Annotated in this window: 9 protein-coding genes; 1 reads left to right on the forward strand and 8 read right to left on the reverse strand. The window is 74.6% G+C overall.

Translation table 11 applies throughout. From position 1 onward, the window contains the following. Window positions 1-32: 32 nt before the first annotated feature. The gene (locus ACZ6MA_RS09890) at window positions 33-863 is read left to right on the forward strand and encodes an alpha/beta fold hydrolase (protein ID WP_469433127.1); all 831 of its coding nucleotides are present in this window, start codon (window positions 33-35) and stop codon (window positions 861-863) included. Between the two features lie 123 nt (window positions 864-986). Here the strand turns inward: ACZ6MA_RS09890 and ACZ6MA_RS09895 are convergent, their stop codons facing one another. The 8 genes from ACZ6MA_RS09895 to ACZ6MA_RS09930 all read right to left on the reverse strand — a co-directional run bounded on the left by ACZ6MA_RS09895 (window position 987) and on the right by ACZ6MA_RS09930 (window position 11,567). After that, window positions 987-1,751, reverse strand: coding sequence for a hypothetical protein (locus ACZ6MA_RS09895; RefSeq protein ID WP_469432523.1), 765 nt, complete (start codon window positions 1,749-1,751; stop codon window positions 987-989). Between the two features lie 77 nt (window positions 1,752-1,828). Next, window positions 1,829-2,545, reverse strand: coding sequence for a 4'-phosphopantetheinyl transferase family protein (locus ACZ6MA_RS09900; protein ID WP_469432524.1), 717 nt, complete (start codon window positions 2,543-2,545; stop codon window positions 1,829-1,831). A 6-nt stretch (window positions 2,546-2,551) separates the two neighbouring features. Next, a complete protein-coding gene (locus ACZ6MA_RS09905; RefSeq protein WP_469432525.1) occupies window positions 2,552-6,673 on the reverse strand; it encodes an amino acid adenylation domain-containing protein in 4,122 nt (1,373 codons plus the stop codon). Further along, window positions 6,643-6,873: a phosphopantetheine-binding protein gene (locus ACZ6MA_RS09910; RefSeq protein WP_469432526.1), complete on the reverse strand. Its 231-nt coding sequence runs from the start codon at window positions 6,871-6,873 to the stop codon at window positions 6,643-6,645. Before ACZ6MA_RS09910 ends, ACZ6MA_RS09905 begins: the two co-directional genes overlap by 31 nt. A gap of 5 nt (window positions 6,874-6,878) precedes the next feature. Next, window positions 6,879-7,511, reverse strand: coding sequence for an isochorismatase family protein (locus ACZ6MA_RS09915; protein WP_469432528.1), 633 nt, complete (start codon window positions 7,509-7,511; stop codon window positions 6,879-6,881). A 91-nt stretch (window positions 7,512-7,602) separates the two neighbouring features. Beyond that, window positions 7,603-9,249 carry a (2,3-dihydroxybenzoyl)adenylate synthase gene (locus ACZ6MA_RS09920; protein WP_469432530.1) on the reverse strand — a complete coding sequence of 549 codons (1,647 nt, stop codon included), beginning with the start codon at window positions 9,247-9,249 and terminating at the stop codon, window positions 7,603-7,605. Beyond that, the gene (dhbC, locus tag ACZ6MA_RS09925) at window positions 9,246-10,460 is read right to left on the reverse strand and encodes an isochorismate synthase DhbC (protein ID WP_469433128.1); all 1,215 of its coding nucleotides are present in this window, start codon (window positions 10,458-10,460) and stop codon (window positions 9,246-9,248) included. The genes ACZ6MA_RS09920 and dhbC overlap by 4 nt, the downstream gene beginning before the upstream one ends. A 327-nt stretch (window positions 10,461-10,787) precedes the next feature. Then, window positions 10,788-11,567, reverse strand: a complete 780-nt coding sequence (locus tag ACZ6MA_RS09930; protein ID WP_469432531.1) for a 2,3-dihydro-2,3-dihydroxybenzoate dehydrogenase — start codon at window positions 11,565-11,567, stop codon at window positions 10,788-10,790. Between the last annotated feature and the right edge of the window lie 183 nt (window positions 11,568-11,750).

Genomic DNA, 11,750 nt, shown 5'->3' on the forward strand with positions numbered 1-11,750 from the left:
GCGTGATCACGAAGGGGAAGGCGGTGCGCCCCATGGGCACCTGGAAGTTGAGCAGGACATTCGGCAGCAGCGCGGGCGAGGTGCGGTGGGACAGCCTCGGTGAACCGGGGCGGGATCCGGTGGTGTTGCTGCACGGCACGCCGTGGTCGTCGTACACCTGGCGGGCCGTGGCGCGTGGGCTGGCGCGGCGCCATCAGGTGTTCGTCTGGGACATGCCGGGCTACGGGGCGTCGGAGAAATTCGCCGGCCAGGACGTCTCGCTCGGCGCGCAGGGCACGGTGTTCACCGAGCTGCTCGCCCACTGGGGGCTCGCCGAACCGGCCGTCGTCGCCCACGACTTCGGCGGAACGGTCGCGCTGCGCGCGCGTCTGCTGCACGGGGCGCGGTACCGGCGGCTGGCGCTGGTCGACCCGGTCGCCCTGGCGCCGTGGGGGTCGCCGTTCTTCCGGCTGGTCGGCCGGAACGCCGACGTCTTCGAGGCGCTGCCACCGCCGTTGCACGCGGCGCTGGTCCGGGAGTACATCACCTCGGCCAGCTCCCCCGGGCTGCACCCGGGGACCTTGGACGGGCTGGTGGAGCCGTGGCTCGGGGAGGACGGCCAGCCTGCCTTCTACCGTCAGATCGCGCAGGCGGACCAGCGTTTCACCGATGAGATCGAGGGCCTCTACGGCACGCTCGACCTGCCGGTGCTGATCTGCTGGGGTACGGACGACACCTGGATTCCCGTCGACCGCGCCCACCGGCTGGCCGCCGCGATCCCCGGGGCGCGGCTGGAGCTGATCGAGGGCTCGGGCCATCTCGTCCAGGAGGACGCCCCCGCCGAACTGGCGTCCGTGCTGGGGGACTTCCTCTCCCCCGTCTGATCCCGGAACGTATCGGCGCGCCGATGGCGGTGCGCTCTCCGGACGGAGGGCGCACCGCCATCGGCGCGTCAGCGGAACGTCACCGTTCCCGGCAGAGGGGGAGCCGGGATCCGGGGCGCCCGCTCACGCGCCCTGGAGCTGCTTCCGCAGCTGTGCGATGTCGATCGACTCGGCCGGGGAGGGCGTCGTCGTCGGCACGGGCTTGTCGTAGTCCGTGATGACCGTCGTGGTGGTCTTGCCGCCCTCGGTCTGGACGATCTTCACCGGGTAGGGCGTGCCCTCGGAGGCGACGTACACGGTCGTCGTGTCACCCTTGCCGCTCTTGCCCTCCAGGGGGACGACCTTCGTGCCGTCGACCGTGGTCGGCTTGCCCTTGGTCATGTCGTCGCCGGAACCCTTGATCGCGGCCTGGAACTTCGTGAGGTCGCAGGTGTTGGCCATGCCGGCCAGCAGCGGGTCGCTCGTCGGACCGTGGATGTAGCGGCCCTTGGTGACGCCCTCGATGGTCGCCGCCTTCGTCGCGCCGATCTGCTCCTCCCACGTGGCGTGGTCGGGCTTCATCCAGACCTTGTCACCGAGCTTGATGACGTCGGTGGAGCCGCCCTTCGCCCCGCCCGCCTGTCCGGCGCAGGAACCCTGGCGGTCCAGGATGAGGTTCATCTTGACGGGCTGGCCCTGGGTGAAGCCGTCCTGCTTGAAGCGCAGCGACTTCGCGTCGCGCAGTGCCTGCATCGCCTTGTCGGATATCTGCCGGGCGGACATCGCGTCCAGCCCGCTCTTGCCGCCGCTCTTGCCGCCGCTGTCGCCGCCGCAAGCGGTGACACCGATCAGCGCCGCCGCACAGGCGGTCGCGGCCACGGTCACCCGCACCTTGTGGATCTTGTTCATTCGGGTGACGCTAACAAACCCGGGGCGCCGCCCGCTCGGCGAGGCGGTCCCAGGGCGGCCCGCGCGCGTCTTCCGCCTCACCCGGGGGTGTCGGCGACCGCCAGGGCCGCCGCGTAACCGGGGTCCACGGGGATGTCGGTCAGGGACCAGCCCGCGGGGGACGCCGGCTCCGGGCCGGAACCGACGTACGTGACCGAGGGGTCCTCCGAGAGCCCCGTGCCGATGCCCTTGAGGTAGGCCTCCTTGCGGGTCCAGCAGCGGGCGAACGCGGCGACGCGCGCCGCGTCCGGGAGCCCGGTCAGCTCGGCGGCCTCGGCGGGGTGCAGCGAGGGCGCCACCTCGGAGACGACGGCGGCGGGCTGCCGTTCCTCGACGTCCACACCGACGGGGGTGCCGGCGAAGGCGAACAGGGCCAGGTCGCCCGCGTGCGAGAGGTTGAAGTGCGGGGACGCCCCGGGGAGGGCGGGCCGGCCGTGCGGCCCGCCGCACCCGGGGCACGGCTCGCGGACCAGCTCGACCGCCGCCGGGTCCAGGCCCAGATAGGCGCCGAGGAGCCGCCGCAGCCCGACGTGGGCGGCGGCGTAGCGCGCACGGTGCTCCTCCCGGACGAACGCGGCGGCGCGGGCCCGTTCGCGGGCGTCGAGGATCCGCTCGTACCCGGCGGGCGGCCGCGGGGCGTGGCCGGGGATCCGCAGCAGCCAGACGTGCGGCGGGCCGGGGGTCCACCGGCCGGGCAGCGGGTCGCGGCCGAGGACCCGGGGCCGCGTCCCGCCGGCCCGCTCATCGCCGTCCACGACGCATCAGCCCTCTTCCAGGTGGCCGGCCACCGCCTCGGCGACCTCCGCGATCGGCCCCGGGCGGGTCATCCGCGAGTGCGGACAATCGATGTCACGGTTGATCAGGCTACCGGTGACGTAGGGGCGCCAGGCGTCCCGCGACAGCCAGTGCTCGGCGCGGGGCACGGCGGCGGTGAGGAAGAGGACGTCACCGTCGAAGACGCGGTGGCGGTGGGCGCGCATGAGGGTGACGTTGTTGACGGTGACGTCGAGGACGGCGGCGAGCGTGTCGTCGTCGAGCGCGGCGAGGGCACTGCCCTCGGCGCGCAGCCGGGCGGTGACCTCTCGGCGGGTGAGCGGCCCGCCTTCCGGGGTGCCCGGGCCGCCCGGGCCGCTCCGAGGGGCGCCCGGCGGGTCGTCCGCGGCCATGCTCAGCAGGGTGGCGAGGGCGTCGGCCTCGCCGGGGGCGGGTGCCTCGCGCCACTGGTCGGCGGGGTAGGCGTCCATGAGGGCGAGCAGGTCCACCTTCTCGCCCGCCTCCTGGAGGAGGACGGCCAGGGTGTGGGCGGCGACACCGCCGACGGACCAGCCGAGCAGCCGGTAGGGGCCGTGCGGCTGGATCCCCCGGACGTGCTCCAGCCAGCCGCGGGCCTGCTCCTCCAGGGTGGCGGGCAGGGTTTCCCCGGGGTTCAGGCCGCGGGCCTGGAGCCCGTACACCGGCTGGTCCGGGCCCAGCCCTTCGAGCAGCCCGGTGTAGCACCAGGCGAGGCCGACCGCCGGGGGCAGGACGAACAGGGGTGTGCGGCCGCCGGTGCGGCGCAGGGGCAGCACGGCGTCGAGCGCGCCCTCCTCGCCGTCACCGTGCAGCAGGCCGGCGAGCGAGGCGGGGGTGGGGGCGCGGAACAGCGTACCCAGGGCGAGGTCCACTCCGAAGGTGGCCCGGATGCGGGCCACGAGCCGGGCCGCCAGCAGCGAATGGCCGCCGAGGGCGAAGAAGTGGTCGTCGACCCCCACGCGCGGCAGCCCGAGCGCTTCGGCGAAGAGCCGGGTGAGCGTCTCCTCGCGCGGCCCGCGCGGCGGACGGCCGCCGGGGCGGGCGGCGGGCGCGGGGGCGGGGAGCGCCGCGCGGTCCAGCTTCCCGTTGGGGGTGAGCGGGAAGGCGTCCACGACGACGATCGCGCCGGGCACCATGTGCTCGGGCAGATGGGCGGCGAGCCGCGCCCGCAGGGCGCCGGGATCCGGCAGGGCCCCTCTTCCCGCCCCTCTTCCCGCGGATCCTCCCGCCGGGGAAGGACCGGCCTCGGCGGCGGCATCCACCGAGGCCGGAGTCACATGGGCGACCAGACGGCGGTCGCCGGGGCGGTCCTCGCGGACCGTGGCGCAGGCGGCGCCGACCCGGGGGTCGGCGGTCAGGGCCGCCTCCACCTCGCCGAGTTCGACGCGCAGGCCGCGCAGCTTCACCTGGTGGTCGGTGCGGCCGAGGTAGTCCAGGGTGCCGTCGCGCCGCCAGCGGGCCACATCGCCCGTGCGGTACATGCGCTCGCCGGGCCGCCCGGCGGCCTCGGCGAACGGGTCGCGGACGAAGCGTTCGGCGGTCAGGTCCGGGCGGCCGAGGTAACCGGTGGCGAGCTGGGCGCCCGCCACGTACAGCTCGCCGGGGATGCCGGGCGGGCAGGGCCGCAGGCCGGGGTCGAGGACGTAGAGCCGGGTGTTCCAGACGGGCCGGCCGATGGGCACGGGCCCCTCCTCGCCCGGCACGCAGGCGTGGTGGGCGACGTCGACGGCCGCTTCGGTGGGCCCGTACAGATTGTGCAGCTCGACGCCGGGGAGCGTGCGGTGGAAGGCATCGGCGGCCGGGCGGGGCAGTACCTCACCGCTGCACAGGACGCGGCGCAGGCCGGTGCAGCGGGCGGCGGCCGGCTCGTCGAGGAAGAGCCGCAGCATGGAGGGCACGAAGTGGGCGGTGGTGACGCCCTGTTCGCGGATCGTGCGGGCCAGGGCGGCGGGATCCTGGTGGGCGCCGGGCCCGGCCAGGACGAGCGTGGCGCCCACGCGCAGCGGCCAGAAGAACTCCCAGACCGACACGTCGAATCCGGCCGGTGTCTTCTGCAGCACCCGGTCCTCGGGGGTGAGCCCGTACCGGTCCTGTGCCCAGCGCAGCCGGTTGTCGATCGCGGAGTGCGGCACGACGACGCCCTTGGGGCGGCCGGTGGAACCGGAGGTGTACATCACGTACGCGGGGTGGTGCGGGGTGAGCGCGCGGCCCGGGTCGGTCGGCGGGTAGGCGGCCAGCCCGTCGCGCAGGGCCGGGTCGTCGAGCGTGAGGACGGGCAGCGCGGTGTCCGGCAGCGTGGCGCGGGTGGCGGTGTCGGTCAGGACGCAGACGGGGGCCGCGTCGTCGAGCATGCGGGCGAGCCGCCCGGCGGGGTGCCCGGGGTCCAGCGGCAGATACGCGCCGCCCGCCTTGAGGACGGCGAGGAGGGCGACGACGAGATCGACGGAGCGGGGCAAGGCGACGGCGGCGATGGCACCGGGGCGGACGCCGAGGGTGGCCAGGTGCCGGGCCAGCCGGTTGGCACGGGCGTTCAGCTCGCCGTAGGTGAGGGTCACCTCGTCGGCGACGAGCGCCGTCGCGCCGGGCCTGCGGGCGGCGCGGGCCTCGACCGGGCCGATGAGGGTGGTCGGCGGCACCGGCACGGCGGTGTCGTTGAACTCGACGAGCACGCGCTCGCGCTCCTCGGCGGTGCCCGGGGACAGCGCGCCGAGCGGCTGGTGGGGGTCACTGTCGGCGATCCGGGCCAGCAGATCGAGGAACCGCTCCAGATGGGCGGCGACGTCGGCGGCGTCGTAGAGGGCCGGGTTGGCGTCGTAGTCGATGTGCAGCCCGGTGCCGTCGACCCGGTCGTGGATGTGGACGGTGAGGTCGTCCACGGGACCGGCGGAAAGGTTGTACGCCGTCGACCGCGCGCCGGCGAAGGTGAGCCCGTAGTCGAACGGCATGACGTTGACGAGCGGGCCCACGAGCGCCCGGCCCTCACCGAGCAGCCCGAGGTCGCGGCGGATGTCCGCGTAGCGGTAGCGGCGGTGCCGGCGGGCCTCGCGGATGCCCAGGTCGGCCTGGCGGGTCAGCTCGGCGAAGGTGGTGTCGGGGGTGAGGGTGAAGCGCAGCGGCAGCACGTTCATGACCATGCCGGGGACGCGCAGCGCCACCGATCCCATGCGGCCCATCATGGGCAGCCCGAGGACGACGTCCTCGCTGCGGGTGGCGCGGGCGAGGTAGAGCGCCTGGGCGGCGAACAGGACGTCCGGCCAGGTGGCCCGGACCGAGGCGGCCAGCTCGCGCAGCCGCTCGGTGGCCTCGGGCCCCAGGTGGGCGGAGTGCCGCAGGGCCGTCCGCGAGGGCAGTGCGGTGCGGCCGGCGAGGGTGGGCACGGCGGGCCGGTCGCCGAAGCGCTCTTCCCAGTGGGCGCGGTCGCGGTCGTGGGTCGCCGAGTCGCGGTAGGCGGCGTCCTCGGCGACCAGCGCGGCGAGCCGCCCGAAGGGGCTCGGGCCGGGTGCGGTGCCGGCGGCGAGGGCGGTGTAGACCTCGGCGACGCGGCGGGCGATGAGGGAGTAGCCGTAGCCGTCCATGACGGCGTGGTGGACGCGCTGGTACCACAGCCAGCGCCGGTCGCCGACGCGGAAGAGGGCGTGGGCGAACAGCGGGCCGGTGGCCAGGTCGAAGGGCACGGCGAGGTCGGCGCGCATCCAGGCCCGGGCGGTGGCGTCGGGGGCGCGCTCGCCGCGCAGGTCGGCGGTGTGCAGCGGGAAGCCGCGGCCGGGCGGCTCGATGGCGATGGGCAGTTGACGGGGGCCGCTCTCGCCCTCGGCGGGCGCCACCAGCCGTACCCGCAGGGCGTCGGCCTCGCCGACGGTGCGGTGCAGGGCCTCGGCGAAGTGGCCGGGGTCCACCTCGCCGTGGATCTCGACGCACTCGGCGGTGTTGAGCGCCGGGCTGCCGGGGTCGAGGGCCTGGGCGAACCACATGCCCGACTGGGCGGCGGTCAGGGGCAGCCCCTCCGGCGCCGCCGGGCGCGGTGCGCCGGCGGCGGGCCGGTCGAGGGTGCGCGCGGCTCTCACGCCCCGACCCCCAGCAGCGGTGCCCATTGCTCGATGGCCGGCTGCTCGGCGAGGTCCACGAAGGTGACCTCGGTGCCGTGCTCGCGGCGCCAGCGCTCGACGAGGGTCATGATGCGCACGGAGTCGAGGCCGTAGTCGACGAGGTTCTCGTCGTCGGGGATGTCCGCGGGGTCCTCGCCGAGCACGTCGGCGACGTCGGCGCGGATCCGGTCCAGGGTGAGTGCCATGAGGGTCAGACCTTTTCGAAGAGGCGGTCGGTGGTCGTCACGACGGCGCACTTGGCGGCGGCGTAGCGCAGGGCCATCTCATGGTCGTCCGCGGAGAAGTCCGCGACGGCGTCGGCGACCAGGAAAGGCCGGATATCGCGCATCCAGGCGTCGCAGGCGCTCATCAGGACGCCGATGTGGGCGTAGACACCGACGATGATCAGCTGGTCGCGGCCCTGGGCCGCCATCCGCTCGGCGAGGTCGGTGCGGACGAAGGCGCTGTACTTCCACTTCGTCAGGACCGTGTCGCGCCCGGTGGGGGCGACGGCGTCGGCGATCGCCTTGGCCCGCTCGTCGTCCGGCAGGCCGGGGCCCCAGAAGTCCTGCTGGAGGCCGCGCTCCTCGGCGCTCTGGCCGCCGGGCTGGGCGGAGTAGACGACGGGCACGCCGAGGCGCTCGCAGGCGCTCTTGACCCGGGCGGTGTTGGCGAGGAGTTCGGTGAGCGGTGAGGCGTCCGGGGTGAAGGCGCCGAGGAAGTAGTTCTGCAGGTCGTGCACGAGCAGCACGGCACGGTCCGGGTCGACGGTCCAGTCGACCTTGTTCGCCGGGAGGTCGGCCGCGGTGGGCATGGCGTAGGGGGTGATGGCAGGGAGCGCCATGGTGGTGGGGAGCCTTTCGGAAAGCGTGCGGTGGGCCGGGGCCGCCGGGACGGGCAGGCGCGCGGGCGGCGGGCGGCGGGCGGCGGGCAGTTCAGGAGGTGGCGAGGCGGGCGGCGATGGCCGCGCGGAGGTCCTTCTTGGAGACCTTGCCGATGCCGGTCTGCGGGAACTCCTCGACGAACTCCACCCGGTCGGGGACCTTGTAGGCCGCGAGGCCGCGTTCGCGGACGAACTTCTTGACCGCGATCGGCTTGACCGGCCCGGCGCCCTCGCGCAGCACGACGTACGCGCAGGTGCGCTCGCCCAGGTAGTCGTCGGGCATGGAGACGACGGCGACGTCGTGCACGGCGGGGTGGGCGAGGATGTGGTTCTCGATCTCCTCGGCGGCGACCTTCTCGCCGCCCCGGTTGATCTGGTCCTTCGCCCGGCCCTCGACCACGATGTGGCCGGTTTCGGTCAGCCGGACGACGTCACCGGTGCGGTAGAAGCCGTCGGCGGTGAAAGACCTGGCGTTGTGCTCGGGGGCCCGCCAGTAGCCGCGGATGGTGTAGGGGCCGCGGGTGAGCAGATGGCCGGTGGCGCCGACGGGCAGCTCGTTGTCCTCGTCATCCACGACGCGGATCTCGTCGTCCGGGGAGATCGGGCGGCCCTGGGTGGTGACGATGGTCTCCTCGGGGTCGTCGAGCCGCGTGTAGTTCACGAGGCCCTCCGCCATCCCGAAGACCTGCTGGAGAGTGCAGCCGAGCGCGGGCCTGACGCGCCGCGCGGCCTCCTCGCTGAACTTCGCCCCGCCGACCAGCAGCACCTCCAGGCTGCTCAGGTCGTGCGGGCTGCTCGGGGCGGCCTCGGTCCACACCAGCGCGAGCGGCGGCACAAGACCGGTGATGGTGACGCCCTCGCGCTCGATGAGCGGGAAGGCGACGTCCGGGCTGGGCTGCGGGGCGAGGACCACGCGGGCGCCAGCGTAGAGCGCGCCGAGCGTGCCGGGCGAGCTGAGGGGGAAGTTGTGGGCGGCGGGCAGGGCGCAGAGATAGACGCTGTTCTCGTCGACCGCGCAGTGCTCGTTGGAGCCCCACAGCGAGTAGATGTAGTCGTCGTGGGTGCGCGGGATGAGCTTGGGCACGCCGGTGGAGCCGCCGGAGAGCTGGAGGAAGGCCAGGTCGCCGGGGGCCGGGCCGTCGGTGATGGCGACGGGCTCACGGGGCACCTCGCGCAGCGCGGTGTGCTCACCGGGCTCCCCCGCCACGAACACATGGCGCAGGGTGGGCACCTCGGCCCGTACCTTCGTCGCCAGGTCGCGGTAGTCGAAGCCGCCCGCGGTGTCGGCGATGACGTAGGCGACCGCCTCGGTGAACTCGCAGAAGTAGCGGATCTCCGTCTCGCGGTGCGCGGGCAGCGCGAAGACGGGGAGGGCGCCGATGCGGAACAGGCCGAAGATCACCTCGAAGAACTCGGCGATGTTGGGCAGTTGGACGACGACGCGGTCGCCCTTCGCGATGCCCCGGGCGAGGAAACCGGCGGCGAGGCGGTCGGCCCGGTCGTCCAGCTCGCCGTACGTCCAGCGCCGGCCCGCTCCGGCGGGGTCGACGATCGCGACGCGGTCGGGGTGGTTCAGCGCCCGCTCACGCAGCATCTGCCCGAACGTCTCGCCGCGCCACCAGCCGGCGGCGCGGTAGCGCTCGGCGAACTCGGCGGGGTAACCCGGGGCGTCGGCGGTGGGGGTGGGCTGGGTGCTCATCGGCCGGTCTCCTGGTGGTCCGCGCCGACGGCGTCGAGGAAGGTACGGAACTTCGCGCCGGTCTCGGCGGTCTCGGCCTCCGGTGTGGACCGGTCGACGACGCCCGCGCCCGCGTACAGCCGCAGGGTGCGCTCCTCGGCATCGGCCTCGGCGCAGCGGATGGTGACGACCCATTCGCCGTCGCCGCTCGCGTCGCCCCAGCCGACCATGCCGGTGAAGTTGCCCCGGTCGAAGGGCTCCAGTTCCTTGATGACCTCGCGCGCGGTGGTGGTGGGGGTGCCGCAGACGGCCGGGGTGGGGTGCAGCGCGCAGGCCAGCTCGAGGGCGGAGACGGCCGGGTCGGACAGCTCGCCGGTGACGGTCGTCGACAGGTGCCACATGGCGGCGGTCCGCACGAGGGTGGGGCGCGCGGGAACGTCGAGGGTGCGGCAGAACGGGGCGAGCGCCGCGCGGACCGCGTCGACGACGACGGCGTGCTCGTGCAGGTCCTTCTCCGACCGCAGGAGCGCCGCGGCCCGGCGCACGTCCTCGGCGAGATCGGCGCTGCGCGGGGTGGAGCCGGCGAGCGGGTTGGCGATCAGGGCGCCGCCGCGCCGGGCGACGAGCAGCTCGGGGCTGGCACCGAGGAGGGTGCGGCCGGGGCCGGTCGGCAGGGCGAAGGTGTATCCGGCCGGGTCGCGGCGGGCGAGCCGCTGGAGGAGTGCGGGGAGGTCCAGTTCGCGGGAGGAGCGCAGTTCCAGGGTCCGGGCGAGGACGACCTTGCTGAGGTCGCCCCGTCTCATCCGGCGGACGGCCTCGGCGACGGCGGCTCCGTAGACGCCCGGCTCGGGTATGGGCCGGATGTCCCAGTCGGCGGCGGCGGGGGCGGCGGCGGGCAGCGCGATCAGCGGGTCCTCGGACAGCGGCGGCGCCCAGCGGACGGCCTGCGGCACGGCGAGGGAAGCGGGGGCGCCGTGGTCGAAGGGGACCGCGCCGACGACGACGGGCGCCGGGTTGCCGGCGAGCAGTTCGGCGTCGAGGGTCTCGGTGACGCGCCGCGCCAAGGGGGTCTCGCCGTGGGGCACTTCGGCGCGCGTCCCGTGGGCGAGGAGCGTGCGGGTCGGCGAGGCGAAGAAGCGGGCCCGGCCGGGCTCGTAGGCGTCGAGCAGCGAGGTCGCGGCGCCGACGGTGTCCTCGGGCCGTCCGGTCCGCTGACCGGCGCCTCCCGGCACTGCGGCGAGGCGGCCGTCCGCGCGGGCTTCGGGCTCGCGCGGCCGGTCGGCGACGTGGTGAACCGTGGTCACCTGCTGCTCCGTTTCCTCCGGTGGGTCGCACCGGCGTGGTGTGAAGGGGGTCGGGCGGGGCCGGGCCGGCCGGATCCCGGTGGGGCGGGCCGCGCGCGGTGCTGGTGGTGCGGCGGGACCGCCCCGGGTCGGGCGGGGCCCCGGTGGCGATCGGGTGGACCGGGTGGGGGTCCGGTCGGGGGGAGGGCGTCGTGGGGGCGGGCGGCGGAGCGGCCGAAGGCCGGTCGGCCGGCCCTGTCGGTACCGGGCGGGCCGTCAGGCGCGCAGGGTGGCGCCGCCGTCGACGTACAGGTCGTGCATGGTGATGTGCCGGGCCCGGTCCGAGACGAGGAAGGTGACGGCGTCGGCGATGTCGGCCGGGGCGGCGATGCGGCCGAGGGGGATGCCGACGCGGTAGGACGCCAGGTCACCGTCGATGACGCGCTGGGGTGCCTGCTCGTCGGCCCACAGGCCGCGCTGCATGGCGGTGTCCGTGGAGCCGGGCGAGACCACGTTGCAGCGGACTCCGCTGCGGGCCAGCTCCAGGCCGAGGCACTTGGTGAACATGGTGGCGGCGGCCTTGGAGGCTGCGTACGCGGCCATGCTGGTGCGGGGCACGCCCGCGGCGTTGGAGCCGACGGTGACGATGCATCCGTCGCGGCGCTCGCTCATCCTGCGGGCCACGGCCCGGGAGGCGTTGAAGACCCCGGTGGAGTTGACGGCGAAGGTGCGGTCCCACACCTCGTCGGTGATGTCCACCACGGGGGAAGTGCGCAGCACACCGGCGACGTTGACGAGGATCGCGATCGGCCCGAGGGTGCGCTCCACCTCGTCGACGACGGCGTCGACGGCGCGGCTGTCGGCGACGTCGGCGCTGTGGGCGACGACCCGGTCCGCACCGAATTCCGCTTCGAGTTCCTTGACGCCCTCCGTGGCCCAGTCGACGGCCGCGACCCGTGCTCCACGTTCGACGAGGGCGCGGGTCACGGCCTCGCCTATGCCTTGTCCGGCACCGGTGACCAGCGCGACGCGGCCGGCGAGTTCTGCCTGCTGCACGACGGTTCCCCCATTCCATTCGAATTAGGTAAGGCTTACCTTACATGACGGACATGCCCGAAGGGAATTGACCGGCCGGAATGCCGTGTGCCCGGCCGCGCGACGCCGAGGCCCCTCGCACGGAACACCGGGACACCATGCGGAACTCCAGGTTTCGGTAAATGACGGGAAATGCGGAAACGT

It is taken from the genome of Streptomyces sp. NPDC042259 (assembly GCF_055582085.1).

Coding starts and splice junctions, on each gene's coding strand:
- ACZ6MA_RS09915 (WP_469432528.1), bottom strand. CDS start 7,511: ATGGCGCTCCCTGCCATCACCCCCTACGCCATGCCCACCGCGGCCGAC.
- ACZ6MA_RS09910 (WP_469432526.1), bottom strand. CDS start 6,873: ATGGCACTCACCCTGGACCGGATCCGCGCCGACGTCGCCGACGTGCTC.
- ACZ6MA_RS09895 (WP_469432523.1), bottom strand. CDS start 1,751: ATGAACAAGATCCACAAGGTGCGGGTGACCGTGGCCGCGACCGCCTGT.
- ACZ6MA_RS09905 (WP_469432525.1), bottom strand. CDS start 6,673: ATGGGCACCGCTGCTGGGGGTCGGGGCGTGAGAGCCGCGCGCACCCTC.
- ACZ6MA_RS09920 (WP_469432530.1), bottom strand. CDS start 9,249: ATGAGCACCCAGCCCACCCCCACCGCCGACGCCCCGGGTTACCCCGCC.
- ACZ6MA_RS09890 (WP_469433127.1), top strand. CDS start 33: ATGGGCACCTGGAAGTTGAGCAGGACATTCGGCAGCAGCGCGGGCGAG.